At 68.7% G+C, this 16,319-nt stretch carries 15 protein-coding genes and 3 tRNA genes; 16 read left to right on the top strand and 2 right to left on the bottom strand.

The window, feature by feature from the left end:
* Positions 1-105: 105 nt before the first annotated feature.
* From ACJJV7_RS05115 to ACJJV7_RS05100, 4 genes are all read left to right on the top strand, one after another.
* Positions 106-1,209, top strand: a complete 1,104-nt coding sequence (locus ACJJV7_RS05115; RefSeq protein WP_405372757.1) for a VIT1/CCC1 family protein — start codon at positions 106-108, stop codon at positions 1,207-1,209.
* A 70-nt stretch (positions 1,210-1,279) separates the two neighbouring features.
* Positions 1,280-1,364: transfer RNA gene (locus tag ACJJV7_RS05110), tRNA-Leu, on the top strand.
* Positions 1,365-1,479: 115 nt separating this feature from the next.
* Positions 1,480-2,778 carry a M20/M25/M40 family metallo-hydrolase gene (locus ACJJV7_RS05105; protein ID WP_405372758.1) on the top strand — a complete coding sequence of 433 codons (1,299 nt, stop codon included), beginning with the start codon at positions 1,480-1,482 and terminating at the stop codon, positions 2,776-2,778.
* A gap of 9 nt (positions 2,779-2,787) precedes the next feature.
* On the top strand, positions 2,788-3,621 hold the full coding sequence (locus ACJJV7_RS05100) for an undecaprenyl-diphosphate phosphatase (protein ID WP_405372759.1): 834 nt from the start codon (positions 2,788-2,790) through the stop codon (positions 3,619-3,621).
* A gap of 41 nt (positions 3,622-3,662) precedes the next feature.
* On the opposite strand, the gene ACJJV7_RS05095 is transcribed toward ACJJV7_RS05100, so the two are convergent.
* A complete protein-coding gene (locus ACJJV7_RS05095; RefSeq protein ID WP_405372760.1) occupies positions 3,663-4,526 on the bottom strand; it encodes a PAC2 family protein in 864 nt (287 codons plus the stop codon).
* Positions 4,527-4,606: 80 nt separating this feature from the next.
* On the opposite strand from ACJJV7_RS05095, the gene ACJJV7_RS05090 reads away from it, so the two are divergent.
* The 8 genes from ACJJV7_RS05090 to ACJJV7_RS05055 all read left to right on the top strand — a co-directional run bounded on the left by ACJJV7_RS05090 (position 4,607) and on the right by ACJJV7_RS05055 (position 12,863).
* Positions 4,607-5,287, top strand: a complete 681-nt coding sequence (locus tag ACJJV7_RS05090; RefSeq protein ID WP_405372761.1) for an HAD family hydrolase — start codon at positions 4,607-4,609, stop codon at positions 5,285-5,287.
* On the top strand, positions 5,284-6,297 hold the full coding sequence (locus ACJJV7_RS05085) for a tRNA (adenine-N1)-methyltransferase (RefSeq protein WP_405372762.1): 1,014 nt from the start codon (positions 5,284-5,286) through the stop codon (positions 6,295-6,297). Before ACJJV7_RS05090 ends, ACJJV7_RS05085 begins: the two co-directional genes overlap by 4 nt.
* A gap of 4 nt (positions 6,298-6,301) precedes the next feature.
* On the top strand, positions 6,302-7,264 hold the full coding sequence (locus tag ACJJV7_RS05080; RefSeq protein WP_405372763.1) for an FKBP-type peptidyl-prolyl cis-trans isomerase: 963 nt from the start codon (positions 6,302-6,304) through the stop codon (positions 7,262-7,264).
* A gap of 44 nt (positions 7,265-7,308) precedes the next feature.
* Positions 7,309-8,304 carry a helix-turn-helix transcriptional regulator gene (locus tag ACJJV7_RS05075; RefSeq protein ID WP_405372764.1) on the top strand — a complete coding sequence of 332 codons (996 nt, stop codon included), beginning with the start codon at positions 7,309-7,311 and terminating at the stop codon, positions 8,302-8,304.
* Entirely contained in the window at positions 8,301-9,260 is a 960-nt protein-coding gene (locus ACJJV7_RS05070) for a helix-turn-helix transcriptional regulator (RefSeq protein ID WP_405372765.1), read from the top strand. The genes ACJJV7_RS05075 and ACJJV7_RS05070 overlap by 4 nt, the downstream gene beginning before the upstream one ends.
* Positions 9,261-9,326: 66 nt before the next feature.
* A complete protein-coding gene (tatA, locus tag ACJJV7_RS05065) occupies positions 9,327-9,584 on the top strand; it encodes a twin-arginine translocase TatA/TatE family subunit (RefSeq protein WP_405372766.1) in 258 nt (85 codons plus the stop codon).
* A gap of 64 nt (positions 9,585-9,648) precedes the next feature.
* Positions 9,649-10,404 carry a twin-arginine translocase subunit TatC gene (gene tatC, locus ACJJV7_RS05060; RefSeq protein WP_405372966.1) on the top strand — a complete coding sequence of 252 codons (756 nt, stop codon included), beginning with the start codon at positions 9,649-9,651 and terminating at the stop codon, positions 10,402-10,404.
* The gene (locus ACJJV7_RS05055; protein ID WP_405372767.1) at positions 10,401-12,863 is read left to right on the top strand and encodes a DEAD/DEAH box helicase; all 2,463 of its coding nucleotides are present in this window, start codon (positions 10,401-10,403) and stop codon (positions 12,861-12,863) included. Before tatC ends, ACJJV7_RS05055 begins: the two co-directional genes overlap by 4 nt.
* 62 nt (positions 12,864-12,925) lie before the next feature.
* Here ACJJV7_RS05055 and ACJJV7_RS05050 read toward each other — a convergent pair.
* Positions 12,926-12,996 (bottom strand) — tRNA-Gly (locus tag ACJJV7_RS05050).
* A gap of 183 nt (positions 12,997-13,179) precedes the next feature.
* On the opposite strand from ACJJV7_RS05050, the gene ACJJV7_RS05045 reads away from it, so the two are divergent.
* From ACJJV7_RS05045 to ACJJV7_RS05030, 4 genes are all read left to right on the top strand, one after another.
* Positions 13,180-13,253: transfer RNA gene (locus ACJJV7_RS05045), tRNA-Pro, on the top strand.
* Positions 13,254-13,320: 67 nt separating this feature from the next.
* Positions 13,321-14,874, top strand: a complete 1,554-nt coding sequence (tig, locus tag ACJJV7_RS05040; RefSeq protein ID WP_405372768.1) for a trigger factor — start codon at positions 13,321-13,323, stop codon at positions 14,872-14,874.
* A gap of 159 nt (positions 14,875-15,033) precedes the next feature.
* Positions 15,034-15,618, top strand: coding sequence for an ATP-dependent Clp protease proteolytic subunit (locus ACJJV7_RS05035; protein ID WP_405372769.1), 585 nt, complete (start codon positions 15,034-15,036; stop codon positions 15,616-15,618).
* A gap of 23 nt (positions 15,619-15,641) precedes the next feature.
* Positions 15,642-16,307, top strand: a complete 666-nt coding sequence (locus tag ACJJV7_RS05030) for an ATP-dependent Clp protease proteolytic subunit (RefSeq protein WP_405372770.1) — start codon at positions 15,642-15,644, stop codon at positions 16,305-16,307.
* The last annotated feature ends 12 nt before the right edge of the window (positions 16,308-16,319 follow it).

Below are 16,319 nucleotides of genomic sequence, written 5' to 3'. Positions count from 1 at the left end.
CGAGCGCTGAGCGCTGAGGCCGGTCCTCGTTCGGTTCTCCGAAATGCTGACAGTTCCGGCCTTCGGTCCAGAGCGACCCCACGGCGTGGGTAGCGTCGAAGCGACATGAGCGTCCATCACCCTCCGGCCGAGCGCCCGACCACGCCCCGAGAACGCCGCCGCTGGGCGGGCTATCTCGTCGACGAACGAGCAGAGGCGCGGGTGTACCGCGAGCTCGCCTCCCGGAAGACGGGAGAGGAGCGCGAGATCCTCGAGGCCCTCGCCGAGGCCGAACGGCGTCACGAGGCCCACTGGCTCGATCTCCTCGGCGGCGAGCCGGAGCGGTTGCCGCGCCCCTCGGTGGGCACGACCCTGCTCGCGATGATGGCGCGGCGGTTCGGCTCGATCTTCGTGCTCGCGCTCGCCCAGAACGCCGAGAACCGGTCACCTTACGACGACGAACCGCACGCCACGCCGGCCATGCGGGCCGATGAGAAGATCCACGGCGAGGTCGTCCGCGGGCTCGCCGCCCGAGGACGGCTCCGGCTCTCGGGGACCTTTCGCGCCGCGGTCTTCGGGGCCAATGACGGGCTGGTCTCCAACCTCGCCCTCGTGATGGGCATCGGTGCCACCGGGGTGGCCCCGCAGTTCGTCCTCTTCAGTGGGATCGCCGGTCTCCTCGCCGGGGCCCTGTCGATGGCGGCGGGGGAGTTCGTCTCCGTGCGGTCGCAGCGGGAGCTCCTCGAAGCGACGCATCCGAACAACGACACCGATCATGTCTTCCCCGACCTCGACCTCGACGCGAACGAGCTGGCCCTGGTCTATCGCGCGCGGGGCCTCGACGAGTCGGCGGCCCTCGACCGCGCACGTCGCGTCATCCGCGCGGCGCAGGCCAGCGACTCGTCGACCCCGTATCGGGGCCCTGCCGAACCTGTCGCCGACCTGGAGTCGGTCGGGTCTGCTCTCGGCGCGGCCGCCTCCAGCTTCGGCTTCTTCGCCTCGGGGGCGCTCATCCCCGTGCTGCCGTGGATCTTCGGGATGCAGGGCGTCTCGGCGGTGGTCCTCGCGTTGACCCTCGTCGGGTTGGCGCTCCTGCTGACGGGAGCCACCGTCGGGCTCCTGTCGGGAGCTCCGCCGCTGCGCCGCGGCCTTCGTCAGCTCGCGATCGGGTTCGGGGCCGCCGCCGTGACGTACGGACTCGGGCTCCTTTTCGGCGTGGACCTGGGATAGCGGCCTCGATTTATCGTGCCGCGCGGAACGTGCTAATCTCGATCTTCGGTTGCGAAACCACCAACACCTTGCGCGGGTGGCGGAATAGGTAGACGCGCTAGCTTGAGGTGCTAGTGCCCTAATAGGGCGTGGGGGTTCAAGTCCCCCCTCGCGCACAGACAGAATGGGTCCCGGAAACGGGGCCCATTCTTGGTTTACCCGGTCATCCGGCAGATGACCTCGGGGGTCGGATGCCGGAGGGCGGCGCCCCGCTCCAGGTAGCGTGGGCGCATGTCCGATCACGACGATCTCCCCGAGGTCGCGCGCGTTGCGCGTGACCTGATCCGGTTCGACACGACGAACTACGGCGAAGGACGCGCGCACGGCGAGCGCGAAGCCGCCGAGTACGTGGGCGCCTATCTCGAAGGCCTGGGTCTCACGCCGGAGTACTACGAGCCGGTCCCTCGGCGCACGAATGTGACGGCGCGGATCCCCGGTCGCGACGGCGACAAACCCGCCCTCATCCTGCACGGACACCTCGACGTGGTGCCCGCCGTCGCGGACGACTGGAGCGTCGACCCGTTCGCCGGCGTCGTGAAGGACGGGATGCTGTGGGGACGCGGCGCGGTCGATATGAAGGACATGGACGCCATGATCCTGACGTCGGTCGCCGATCTGCTCCGCTCGGGTCAGCAGCCGGAGCGCGATCTCATCGTCACCTTCTTCGCCGATGAGGAGAACGGTGGCGTCGAAGGCTCGCAGCTCGTCGTCCGGGACCGCGCGGAATGGTTCGCGGGGGCGACCGAGGCGATCAGCGAGGTCGGCGGGTACTCCATCGCCGTCGGAGACCGCCGCGCCTACCTCCTCCAGGTAGGGGAGAAGGCCCTGATCTGGATCCGTCTGCACGCCCGCGGCCAGGCGGGTCACGGAAGCCGGCATCACCCCGACAATGCCGTCACGCGCCTTGCCGAAGCCGTCGCGGCGCTCGGCCGGGCGGGCTGGCCGATTCAGCTGACCTCCACCACCCGTCAGCTCGTGGGCGGTCTCGCCGAGCTGTCCGGCGCGCTGGCCTCTGATCCCGACGCCATCGCCGACACGACCGGACCGGCATCCGCCTTCCTCCGCTCGACCTTCCGCACGACGACGAATCCGACCGGGTTGACGGCGGGATACAAGCACAACGTCATTCCGGATGCCGCGACCGCGGCCGTCGACATCCGCACCCTTCCGGGGCAGGAGGACGACGTGATCGCCGCCGTCCAGGACATCGTCGGTGACGACATCGTGATCGAGATCGTCCATCGTGACATCGGCCTCGAGGTGCCCTTCGCCGGCGATCTCGTCGATGCGATGGTCGACGCGCTCGGGCGGCACGATCCGGGCGTGCCGGTCATCCCGTACCTTATGGGAGGAGGAACCGACAACAAGGCCCTCGCTGAGCTCGGCATCGCCGGGTTCGGGTTCGCACCGCTGCGACTGCCCGCCGACCTCGACTTCACGGGGATGTTCCACGGCGTCGACGAACGCGTCCCCATCGACGCGCTCGTTTTCGGGCAGCGCGTGCTCACTGATTTGATCCGCTCGTACTGAAAGGCCCCCATGCAGCTCATCGAGGCGATCATCCTCGGCATCGTCCAAGGCCTGACGGAGTTCCTACCGATCTCCTCGAGTGCGCACCTGCGCATCGTCGGGGAGTTCCTTCCCTCCGCCGAAGACCCGGGAGCGACCTTCACCGCCATCACGCAGATCGGCACCGAGCTGGCGGTCCTCGTCTACTTCTGGAACCGCATCGTCACGATCATCGCGAGATGGGCCCAGTCGCTCGCCGGCAAGGTGCCGCGGAACGATCCCGACGCGCGCATGGGCTGGATCGTCATCATCGGCACCCTGCCGATCGGCGTGCTCGGCTTCCTCTTCCAGGACGTCATCCGTGACACCTTCCGAAACCTCTGGCTCGTCGCCACGGTCCTCATCGTCTTCGGTGTGATCCTCGGCATCGCCGATGCACTGGGGCGGCGCGTCCGCACCGAGAAGGACCTCACCTACGGACACGGCCTCACGCTGGGCGCGGCTCAGGCGCTCGCCCTGATTCCCGGAGTCTCCCGTTCGGGGGCCACGACCACTGCGGGTCTGGCGCTCGGCTACACGCGTCCCGCTGCCGCCGAGGTGGCCTTCCTCCTCGCTGTCCCTGCGGTCTTCGGCAGCGGTCTCTACGAGCTCCTGCAGGCGATCCGCGAGCCGGGCGCCGCCGTCTTCACCCTCGGTGAGACCGCCGTGGCGACCGTCGTCGCCTTCGGTGTCGGCTGGGCCGTCATCGCCTACCTCATGCGGTACCTGAAGAAGGGCAGCTTCCTGCCGTTCGTCATCTACCGCGTGGTGCTGGGCGTCGTGCTTCTCGTGCTCCTGGCCACCGGGGCGCTCCAGGCGTTCTGACCGGGAGCGTTCCGAGCCGAGCGCGCGGTACGGGCTCTCGCTCAGCGGCGGGGCTCGTCCTTGCCGCCGCGCGGACCGTCGCCTCGGCGGCGCAGGTACCGTTCGAACTCCTGGGCGATGGCGTCGCCGGATGCCTCGGGCGAGTCCCAGGTGTCGCGCGTGTGCTCGAGCTGACGGATGTACTCCGTCATCTCCTCGTCGTCAGACGCGGCGGCGTCGATCGACGCCTCCCACGCGAGCGCGTCGGCGGGCAGTTCGCCGCGACCGATCTTCGCCTGGGTCATCTCCTCGAGCTTGTCGAGGAGGGCGAGGGTCGCTTTCGGCGACGGCGTGTGACCGGCGACGTAGTGGGGGATGCTGGCCCACAGTCCCGCACTCGGGATGCCGGCTGCTTCGGCCGCGATGGCGATGACCGACAGGATGCCGACGGGTCCCTCATATGTGGAGCGCTCGAGGTTCAGCGTGGCGCGCAGGTCGTCGTTGTCCGACCCCGCGAACACCGAGATGGGGCGGGTGTGGGGGACATCGCTCATCATCGAGCCGAGCGCCACGATGCCGGTGATGTCCTCGCGGAGGGCGGCGTCGATGAACTCGGCGGCGAACGACTGCCAGGAGCGCGCCGGCTCGGGTCCGGTGAGCAGCCAGAGCGACGGGCCCTCGGCGGGGACCGTCTCAGGACGCCACATCACGGCCTCCGGCCAGGTCAGGGTGCGGACGCCGTCGGCATCCATCGAGATCTGCGGACGCGTGTACTGGTAGTCGAAATACAGCTCCGGGTCGACGGTGAACGCGCGTTCGTAGTGCCCGGATTCGCGCACGTGCGATGCCGCAGCCGTCGCGGCGTCACCGGCGTCGTTCCAGCCGTCGAATGCCACGACGAGCACCCGCTGTCCCAGTCCCTGCACAGACGTCCTCTCTTTCGGTTCCCCCCACGATACGCCGCTGTCCGTCGGGCGGGCGGGTGTCGCTCGCTTAGCATGGACCGGTGACTTCGCCCCGCCCCGCCGCGGTCCTCTGGGACATGGACGGCACCCTCGTCGATACCGAGCCCTATTGGATGGCGGCGGAGACGTCGCTCGTGGAGAGCTTCGGCGGAACCTGGACCACCGACCAGGCTCTCCATCTCGTCGGCTTCGGCCTCGATGACGCGGCCCGCGTCCTGCAGGCCGCCGGGGTCGCGATGGCGGTGCCCGAGATCGTCGCGTTCTTGACGGACGAGGTCATGCGTCAGCTCCGCGAACAGGGCGTCCCGTTCCGTCCCGGGGCTCAGGAGCTGCTGCGGGGCCTTCGCGACAGCGGCATCCCGACCGCCCTCGTGACGATGTCCATGAGCCGTATGGCGCGCGAGGTCGTCGACCTCATCGATTTCCCCGCCTTCGACCTGGTGATCGGCGGCGACGACGTCGAGCGCCCCAAGCCCTTCCCCGACCCGTACCTGCAGGCCTGCTCTCTGCTCGGCGTCGCGCCGGGGGAGACCGTTGCTCTCGAGGACTCGCCCAACGGAGCGCGCTCCGCCGTCGCGGCCGGTACCGTCACCGTCGGAGTTCCCCACATGCTGCCGCTCACCGACATCGGGGCCTACGCCCTCTGGCCGACGCTCGAGGGCCGGACCGCGGACGACATCGTCGCCGTGTACGCCGCGGCCGTCTCGGAGGTGCGCGCATGAGCGGCGATCTGCGACCGAGCGGACCGTTCCGCATCGGCGACCGGGTGCAGCTGACCGGTCCGAAGGGGCGTCTGCACACCGTCACCCTGCGCGACGGCGGCGAACTGCACACCCATCACGGCGTCCTCCGCCACGAGAACATCATCGGGCAGCCCGACGGCTCGGTCGTCGTGAACAGCGGGGAGCACGAGTACCTCGCGCTCCGTCCCCTTCTTCGGGACTTCGTCATGTCGATGCCTCGCGGTGCCGCCATCGTGTACCCGAAGGATGCCGCGCAGATCCTCGCCTCCGCCGATATCTTCCCCGGCGCGACGGTCGTCGAGGCCGGCGTCGGCTCGGGTGCGCTCTCACTGTGGCTCCTCCGCGCGATCGGATCGTCGGGCCGGCTCCTCTCGTTCGAGCGCCGCGAAGAGTTCTCGCAGGTCGCCGAGGCCAACGTGGAGACCTTCTTCGGCACATCTCCCGCGAACTGGAACGTCGTGGTCGGCGACCTCGTCGACGCGCTGCCTCAGGCCGTGGAGCCGGGCACCGTCGACCGGGTCGTCCTCGACATGCTCGCGCCGTGGGAGTGCATCGAGGTCGTCGCCGACGCTCTCACTCCCGGCGGTGTCGTGCTCTGCTACATCGCCACCGCGACGCAGCTGAGCCGCGTCGCGGAGTTCATCCGCGGGACCGGCCTGTTCACCGAGCCGGAAGCGACCGAGACGATGGTCCGCGGATGGCACGTCGAGGGCCTCGCGGTGCGGCCGGACCACCGGATGGTCGCGCACACGGGCTTCCTCATCACGGCGCGTCGACTGGCTCCCGGGGCGATGCCGCCCGACGTCCGTAAGCGCGCGCTCAAGAAGCCGAGCTACGCCGACTCCGACGTCGAGGCGTGGACGCCCGGCGCCGTGGGCGACCGCGAGATCACCGACAAGAACCTCCGCAAGCGCGTGCGCGACGCGCAGCGGGCAGTGGGCGGTGCCCGGCTCGCGGCAGAGGATCGTTCGGACGAGACCGTAGACTGAACCAATGCGTAAGATCCCCGCGGTTCTCGCCGTGCTCGGCCTCTCCGCCCTCGCCCTCGCCGGCTGCGCCGCTCACGGCGCCGGCGGAAGCGCCGCCGCGTGCGAGCGGTCCGAGTCGAACTCGACGGCTCTCGATCTCGTCAAGGTGGCCGGTGACGCGGGTCAGCCCACCGCGACCCTCACCGCGCCGGTGTACACGGACTCGACCGTGTACACCGACCTCACCGTCGGAGACGGCCTGCCCGTGACGACTCGCGCTCAGGACGTGTCGTTCGCGGTGACCATCGTCAACGGCGCGACCGGTCAGACGGTCACGTCCGCGCAGTCCGACGTCCGCACCGTCACCGAGTGGGGCAGCTTCTACGAGGGCATCGCGAAGATGCTCGACTGCGCGACAGAGGGCTCCCGCATCGTCGGCGCCGTCGCGCCCGATGACCTCTCGCCCGACGCCCGCGCCGGAATCGGGCTGGAGGACGGCGACTCCGCCGTCATCATCCTCGACCTGAACAAGGTGTTCCTGCCGGCCGCGAACGGCGTTCCGCAGTACGTCGACGGCAGCGGCATCCCGACGGTCGTCCTCGCGCCCGACGGTCGACCCGGCATCGTCGTCCCCGACGCGGCTCCGCCGACCGACCTGGTCGTGAAGACCCTCAAGAAGGGCGATGGCGAGGTGGTCGAGGCGGGCTCCACGCCGCGCGTGCACTACACCGGCGTGCTCTGGGAAACCGGAGAGGTGTTCGACTCCTCGTGGGAGAACGGCGCATCCGTGCCGCTGAGCCTCGAGGGTGTCGTGCCCGGGTTCGCGCAGGCACTCGAGGGTCAGACGGTCGGATCGCAGGTCATCGCGGTGATCCCGCCCGAGCTCGGTTACGGCGATCAGGCGCAGGGCGCGATCCCCGCCGGTTCGACCCTCGTCTTCGTCATCGACATCCTCGGCATGGACGTCGCCCCGCCCGCGACACAGTGACGCGGCGCGGTGCCGGCCGGGGTGCTCGACCCTAGGATGGGACCGTGGCCACCGACTCGACGCGCAGTGCACCGGAGGAGCGGCTCGTCAACCTCGTCGTCGCCCTGCTGGCGACCGAGCAGGGGCTGACGAAGGACGCGATCCTGTCGTCCGTCGCGGGCTACCGCGAGCAGAGCGCGAGCGGCGCGTCGAAGGATGCGCTCGAGAAGATGTTCGAACGTGACAAGGAGAATCTCCGCGCGCTCGGCATCCCGATCGAGACGATCGGCGACTTCGCCGATCCCGACGACCTGCGCGAGGCGCGGTATCGGGTGCCGACCGCCGAGTACGCGCTGCCCGTCGACATCGAGTTCAGTCCCGCCGAGATCGCCGTCCTCAACCTCGCGAGCGGAGTCTGGGGCGAGACGTCGATGTCGTCTCAGGCGCGCAGCGGACTGCGGAAGATCCGCGCGCTCGGAATCGACGTCGACGCGCCCATCATCGGCTACGCCCCGCGCATCAGCATGCGCGAGCCGGCATTCGTTCCCCTCCAGAGGGCGATCGAGCAGGCGCGCGTGGTGGAGTTCGACTACGTGCGAGGGGGCTCCGACACCGCCCACCGCCGTCGCATCCAGCCTCTCGCCCTCGTCGAGTACGAGGGTCGTTGGCACGTCTACGGCTTCGACCTCGGGCAGGACGCCGAGCGCACCTTCCTGCTGACCCGCATCAGCTCCGATGTCGTCCTCACCCGCACGTCGTTCCCTCTGGCGCTGCGCGAAGGGGCGGGCGAGAAGGCACTGGCGGGACTGTCGGGCCTCGCCGGTCGGCAGCATGCGCAGCTCGAGGTCGAGCCGGGCACCGAAGCTGCCCTCCGCCTCCACCGTCGTGGCATCCCGGCGGGTCAGGGCATCCACGTCCCTTACGTCGACGCCCACATCTTCGCCGATGAGCTCGCCTCCTACGGCCCGGAAGTGCGCGTGGTCGGTCCCGACGACCTCCGGGGCCTCGTGATCAGCCGACTCGAACGTGCCCGCGACCTCCACGCGGAGGTGGTCGCATGAGCGCCGCACCGCTCCTCGCCACCGATCGTGCCTCGCTGATCCTGCAGCTCGTGCCCTACCTGATCTCGCGCGGCGAGGTGTCCGTCGCCGAGGCGGCGGAGGAGTTCGAGGTCACGCCTGCGCAGATGCGGACGATGGTCGAGAAGCTCACCGTCATCGGCCTGCCGGGCGAGGGCGGCTTCTGGCAGATGGCCAACGACCTGTTCGACATCGACTGGGACCTCCTCGACCAGCAGGACCTCATCGTCATCACGAACGCCGTGGGGCTCGAGCGGACGCCCCGCCTCACCGCCCGAGAGGCGGCGGCGCTGCTCGCCGGACTGCAGATGGCCGCGAGCCTTCCCGGAGTCGGGGAGAGCGGCGTCGTCCAGGGTCTCCTCGCGAAGCTCGCCCGTGGCGCGTCGAGCGCTCCCGCCGACGTCATCGTCGCCCCCACGGCCGTCGACGACGTGCGGACGACCGTGGCCGCCGCGCTGGCGCAGAACGTCGCCGTCTCGTTCACCTATCAGGCGCCGGATGCCGCTCCGACCACCCGCACGGTCGACCCGGTCAAGGTCCACATCGCGGACGGGCAGTGGTATCTGCAGGGATGGTGCCACCTGCGTCAAGCGATACGGACCTTCCACCTCGACCGCGTCTCGGACGTCGAGCTGACCGGCATCCGGATCACGCACGGCGGCGAGCCGGTGCCCGGACTGTTCGAGCCGGCTGATTCCGACGCCGTCGTCGACGTGCGCTGCCGCGCCGACGTCGTGGCGCTCCTCGGCGATTACGTCGCGCCCGGGTCGGTCGCGGGTGCGGGGGAGTACCGCACCGCGCATCTGCGGGTGGCCGACGAGCGGAGCGTCAAGCGCGTCGCGACCCGGCTGGGCGGCGACGTCGAAGTCGTCGCGCCCTCGGGAGCGCGGCGTTCGACCGCGGCCTGGGCTGAGGCGGGGCTCGCGCAGTATCACTGAGCCCGCTGGGCCCACTGACAGGCTCGGCGGTTAGACTGACATCACACCGACCCCGAGGAGCACGTCATGGGCTTGCAAGGATGGCACCTGCTGATCGTCTTGGCGGTGATCCTGCTCCTGTTCGGAGCGGCGAAGCTGCCCGCACTGGCCAAGAGCGTCGGCCAGTCCGCCCGCGTGTTCAAGGGTGAGATGAAGGCGATGAAGGAAGACGACGCGCCCGCCAACCCGGCGCCCTCGACCACGTATCCGGATCAGTCCGGCTCCGTTCCGCTGAGCCCGCCGCCGTCTCCGGGGACGGGCACGTCCCACGGCTCCACCTCCTGACGGGGCCTTGACGACGACCCAGTCCGCAGCGGTGGGTGAGGAAGTCCCGCACCGCGACAAGCGCATGTCGCTCGCGGATCATCTGCGCGAATTCCGCAAACGACTCCTCATCGCGGCCGCGGCCCTGGTGGCGGGGATGGTCGGCGCATTCTTCCTGGCCCCCCACGTCGTCCGGGCGATCAGCGAGCCGATTCGCATCGTCGCGGAGCGCCGCGGTGAAGATGCCGACGTGGCGCTGATGTTCGCGACGGTCACCTCCGCTTTCGACCTTCAGATCCGCATCGCGTTCGCTGTCGGGCTCCTCATCTCCGCTCCCGTCTGGATGTGGCAGATCTGGGCGTTCCTCATGCCCGGGCTCACCCGGAAAGAGGTCCGCTACACGATCGGGTTCGTCGCCGCGGCCACCCCTCTGTTCTTCGCGGGTGCGTATTTCGGCTGGCTCATCATGCCGCACCTCGTCGAGTTGATGGCCGGTTTCACGCCCGACGGCGCAGCGAACTGGTATGACGCCCGTTACTACTACGACTTCGTCCTGAAGCTGATCCTGGTCGTCGGCGTCTCCTTCGTGACTCCGGTGTTCCTCGTCGCCTTGAACCTCGCCGGCCTCATGACGGGACGCGACATCCTCAAGGGCTGGCGCGTCGCGATCGTGATCGCGACCGTGTTCGCCGGCGCGGCGACGCCCGCGGCCGACATCGTGAGCATGCTGGTTCTCGCCGGCATCCTGACCGTCCTGTTCTTCGCGGCGGCGCTGGTGTCGCTTCTCTTCGATCGGCGACGGGATCGGCGCGAGGCGAAGCTTCTGGCGGCAGACCTGTGAGCGATCCGGCGAGCCGTTACGCCCGGGCCCAGGCGGAGCGCACGCATCCGCTCTCCGCCGAGTTCGCGGCTCTGCAGAAGTTCGATCTCGATCCCTTCCAGATCGCCGGATGCCACGCGCTCGAGGACGATCGCAGCGTCTTGGTCGCCGCGCCCACCGGCGCAGGCAAGACCATCGTCGGAGAGTTCGCGATCCACCTCGCGATGGGGGAGGCGGGCCAGAAGGCGTTCTACACCACGCCCATGAAGGCGCTGTCGAACCAGAAGTTCCGCGAGCTCCAGGAGGTCTACGGCGAGGAGAACGTCGGACTCCTGACGGGTGACACCAACATCAACGGGAACGCCCGCGTCGTCGTGATGACGACGGAGGTGCTCCGCAACATGCTCTACGCGAACTCGCCGGCCCTCCGAGGGCTGCGATTCGTCGTCATGGACGAGGTCCACTACCTCGCCGACCGGTTCCGCGGCGCGGTGTGGGAGGAGGTCATCATTCACCTCCCGCCGTCCGTGCGGCTCGTCTCCCTGTCGGCCACGGTCTCCAATGCCGAGGAGTTCGGCGATTGGCTCGACACGGTTCGCGGCGACACCGCCGTGATCGTCTCCGAGACGCGACCCGTTCCGCTCGAACAGCATGTGCTCGTCCGTGGTGACCTGCTTCCGTTGTTCGACGATCGCGCCGGCGTCGCGACCGCCCAGGTGAATCAAGAGCTGACGCGCATCCGGTCGCCGAAGGGTGCGAACGTCGAGAACAACCGGCGCGCCGCCGAGTACCGCGGCCGCGCCGACCGCGAGGCGAAGCGGCCGCACCGCGGCGGGAGGCGACCGGTTCGTCCGTCGAACGCGCAGCGCATCGAACGCATCGACCGTCCGCAGGTCGTCGAGCTGCTCGGGCGCGCCAACCTGCTCCCGGCGATCTTCTTCATCTTCAGCCGGGCCGGCTGCGACGGCGCGGTCCAGCAGGTGCGCCGCTCGCGCGTGCGCCTGACCTCGGTCGAAGAGCGCGACGAGATCCGCCGCATCATCGACGAGCGGATGCTGCCGCTCCAGGACGAGGACCTCGGGGTCCTCGGGTACTGGGAGTGGCGCGACAACCTCGAGCGCGGCGTCGCCGCCCACCACGCCGGCCTCCTGCCGGCGTTCAAGGAGGTCGTCGAGGAGCTCTTCCGCCGAAAGCTGGTGAAGGTCGTCTTCGCGACCGAGACCCTCGCCCTCGGCATCAACATGCCGGCACGCACGGTCGTCCTCGAGAAGCTCGAGAAGTTCAACGGTGAGGCTCGCGTGGCCATCACCTCCGGGGAGTACACCCAGCTCACCGGTCGCGCAGGGCGCCGCGGGATCGACGTCGAGGGTCACGCGGTCGTGCAGTGGACCGAGGGCCTCGATCCGCAGGCCGTCGCGGCACTGGCGTCGCGGCGGACGTATCCGCTGAACTCGAGCTTCCGCCCGACGTACAACATGGCCGTGAACCTCATCGACCAGTTCGGCCGTGAGCGAGCGCGCGAGATCCTCGAGTCGTCGTTCGCGCAGTTCCAGGCCGACCGTGCGGTCGTCGGTCTCGCCCGTCAGGTGAAGGATGCCGAGGCGTCCCTTGCCGGATATGCGACCTCGATGACCTGCGAACGCGGCGACGCGGTCGAGTACTTCGGCATGCGCGGTCAGCTGAGCGACCTCGAGAAGCTCAACCGCGCCGACAAGACCGCGCCCGCGCGCATCCGCCAGCAGCGACAGAACGAGATCCAGTCGCTCCGTCGGCGACTGCAGCGTCACCCCTGCCACACCTGCCCCGACCGGGAGAATCACGCCAGGTGGGGGGAGCGGTACGAGAAGCTCCGCCGCCGGACGGACAAGATGCGACGCGACATCGAGACGCGCACCGGCACAGTCGCACGCGTCTTCGATCGCATCATCGACGTGCTCGATCACCTCGATTACGTGGCCTTCGATGAGGAGGGCGCGGCGACGCTGACGCCCGCGGGTCGGACGATGCGCCGCATCTACGGCGAACGCGATCTGCTGGTCGCGGAATCGCTGCGGCTCGGACTGTGGACGCAGCTCGACCCGGCCGCCCTCGCCGCTCTCGCCTCGTGCCTGGTGTACGAGCCTCGGCGGGAAGAGACCGGTGAGTACGGACTGCCCCGCGGCGCGTTCCGCGACGCGCTGGTGCGCACGCAGGAGCTGTGGGCGCGCCTGGACGACCTCGAGCAGGACAATCGGCTACCGGGCACCGAGCCGATCGCGACGGGCCTCGCCCGGGCGATGAACTCGTGGGCTCGGGGCGCCTCGCTCGATCGGGTCCTCGACGAGGCCGACATGGCCGCAGGCGACTTCGTGCGGTGGACGAAGCAGACGATCGATCTGCTCGATCAGTTGTCGATGGTGGCGGATGCCGATGTGGCCGGCGTGGCGCGGATGGCCCTGGACGCCGTGCGACGCGGGATCGTCGCCTACACCTCGGTCTGATCGCGCCGCGGCGCCTCCTCGACCAGAGCTCACGCGACCGGATCGAGCGGGGAAGTTATCGGAGGGGCTGACGAGAATCGAACTCGCATCATCTGTTTGGAAGACAGAGGCTTTACCACTAAGCTACAGCCCCGGATTTTCGGCAGATTTCGTCGTTCTGGAGAGGTCGGACGAATTCTCGCCGGTATCGCGGTATTCAGTTCAGAGGGCGGAACCCGCCCACATCGCCCGTGTGACAGCGACCGAACCAGTCTAGCGGAGTCGGTCGGCTAGACTTACCAACGGCCGTTTTTCGGCGCTCGCCTGCGTGCGCGCCCGGGGCGTAGCTCAGCTTGGTAGAGCGCCCGCTTTGGGAGCGGGAGGCCGCAGGTTCAAATCCTGTCGCCCCGACAACGGCCCCACGAACCCAGACCCAACGGACGCGCAACGGCACGGCCGGATAAGGAGAACGACAGGCATGGTCACCAGCACCGTCGAACAGCTCAACCCGACCCGGGTGAAGCTCCACATCACGGTCACCCCCGAAGAGCTCAAGCCGAGCATCTCGCACGCCTACGAGCACATCGCTCAGGACGTGCAGATCCCCGGCTTCCGCAAGGGCAAGGTCCCCGCACCGATCATCGATCAGCGCATCGGCCGCGAGGCGGTGCTCGAGCACGCCGTCAGCGAGGGTCTCGACACCTTCTACCGCGAAGCCGTCGCCGCGAACGAGGTGCGCATCGTCGGCCGACCCGCCGCAGAGATCGTCGAGTGGCCGAGCACGAAGGACTTCTCCGGCGACCTCAAGGTCGAGGTCGAGGTCGACGTCCGTCCCGAGTTCGACCTCCCCTCCTACGACGACATCACGATCGAGGTCGACGCCGTCGAGACCGATGAGGCCGCCGTCGATGCCGAGCTCGACAAGCTCCGCAGCCGTTTCGGCACCCTCGTGACGGTCGACCGCCCTGCCAAGACGGGTGACTTCGTCGAGCTCGACCTCGTCGCCACGATCGAGGACGCCGAGATCGACCGCGCCGAGGGCGTCTCGTACGAGCTCGGTTCGGGCGAGCTGCTCGAGGGCATCGACGAGGCCATCGAATCCCTGACCGCGGGCGAGGACACCACGTTCCGCTCGAAGCTCGTCGGCGGAGACCACGCCGGCGAGGAGGCGCAGGTCGCCGTGACCGTCAAGGCCGTCAAGGAGCGCGAGCTCCCCGAGGCCGATGACGACTTCGCACAGGTCGCGAGCGAGTTCGACACCATCGCCGAGCTCCGCGAGAGCCTTGTCGAGCGCGTCTCCGAGCAGGCCGTCTTCACGCAGGGCTCCGCCGCGCGCGACAAGCTCGTCGAGGCGCTCATCGAGAAGTCCGACATCCCCGTTCCGGCCAAGCTGGTCGAGGACGAGGTCCACGCGCACCTCGAGGGCGAAGGACGACTCGAGGACGAGGTGCACCGCGCCGAAGTCACCGAAGCGAGCCAGAAGCAGTTCCGCACGCAGATGGTCCTCGACAAGGTCGCTGAGCTGCACAAGGTGCAGGTCTCGCAGGAAGAGCTCACGCAGTACCTGATCCAGTCGTCGTCGCAGTACGGCATGTCGCCGCAGGACTTCGTCGACGCGCTCCAGGAGGGCAACCAGCTTCCCCTCATGGTGGGTGAGGTCGCTCGTAACAAGGCCGTCGCCGTCGCGCTCGGCAAGGTCACCGTCGTCGACACCAACGGCAAGAAGGTCGACCTCACCGGCTTCGCCGCCGTCGAGGACGAGGCCGAGTCCGAGGAGGCTGCGTCCGACGAGGCTCCCGCGAAGAAGGCTCCCGCGAAGAAGGCGCCGGCCAAGAAGGCCCCCGCCAAGAAGGCTGCCGCCGACGACGCGTCGGACGCCGACGCTCCTGCTGAGAAGGCTCCCGCGAAGAAGGCCCCCGCCAAGAAGGCCCCCGCCAAGAAGGCAGCGGAGTCCGACGACGCTGCCGAGGCCGCTCCGGCCAAGAAGGCACCCGCGAAGCGCGCCCCGAAGAAGGCCGCTGACAGCGAGTAAACCGTGTCGCCGAGGGCGGTGGGAGCCGAAAGGTCCCCACCGCCCTCAGTCGTTTCCACGCGTGGATGCCGCTTCCGGTATGCCCACGGCGAACACGGCCGAGGCGCTGGCGACGCGCCGCTAGATTCGAAGCACGAACACGAAACCAGGAGAACATCCATGGCTGAACCCCTTATGGCAACCAGCGTCTTCGACCGGCTGCTGAAAGACCGCATCATCTGGCTCGGTTCGGAGGTGCGCGACGAGAACGCCAACGAGATCTGCGCCAAGATCCTGCTGCTGGCCGCGGAAGACTCCGAGAAGGACATCTACCTGTACATCAACTCGCCCGGTGGATCGATCACCGCAGGCATGGCGATCTACGACACGATGCAGTTCGTCCCGAACGACATCGTGACCGTCGGCATCGGCATGGCGGCATCCATGGGTCAGCTGCTCCTCACGAGCGGCACCAAGGGCAAGCGCTACATCACCCCGAACGCGCGTGTGCTCCTCCACCAGCCCCACGGCGGATTCGGTGGCACCTCCAGCGACATCCAGACCCAGGCGCAGCTCATCATCTCGATGAAGAACCGCCTCGCGGAGATCACCTCCGCTCAGACGGGGAAGTCCGTCGAGCAGGTCAACGCCGACGGCGACCGTGACCGCTGGTTCACGGCCGAGGAAGCCCTCGAATACGGCTTCGTCGACCACATCCGTGAGTCCGCCTCCGACGTCATCGGCGGCGGCGGGACCGAGAACTGAACGAGCGAAGGAAGACAGCCCAGATGAACACCCCGACCTTCGGTCGGCCGAACGGCCTCCAGATGCCGTCGAGCCGCTACATCCTGCCTCAGTTCGAGGAGCGCACCGCCTACGGGTACAAGCGTCAGGACCCGTACAACAAGCTGTTCGAAGACCGCGTGATCTTCCTCGGTGTGCAGGTCGACGACGCCTCGGCCGACGACGTGATGGCACAGCTCCTGGTCCTCGAGTCGATGGACCCGGACCGCGACATCATCATGTACATCAACTCGCCCGGTGGATCGTTCACGGCCATGACGGCGATCTACGACACGATGCAGTACATCTCTCCCCAGGTCTCGACGGTTGTCCTGGGCCAGGCGGCCTCAGCCGCCTCGGTGCTGCTCGCCGCCGGTGCTCCCGGCAAGCGTCTGGCTCTGCCGAACGCGCGCATCCTCATCCACCAGCCCGCGGTCGGCGAGTCCGGTCACGGTCAGGCCTCGGACATCGAGATCCAGGCGGCGGAGATCCTCCGCATGCGCACCTGGCTCGAAGAGACCATGGCGCACCACACGAACCGCTCGGCAGAGCAGGTGAACAAGGACATCGATCGCGACAAGATCCTGTCGGCGCAGGAAGCGCTCGACTACGGGATCGTCGATCAGGTCCTCACCTCTCGCAAGCGGACCCCCGCAGCGATCACCTCGTGATCCTCACGACGA

Source organism: Microbacterium sp. Ld4 (assembly GCF_045066555.1).
Lineage (GTDB): Bacteria > Actinomycetota > Actinomycetes > Actinomycetales > Microbacteriaceae > Microbacterium.
Note: the sequence above shows the minus strand (reverse complement) of the source record. Positions and strands in the feature narration are given on the sequence as shown.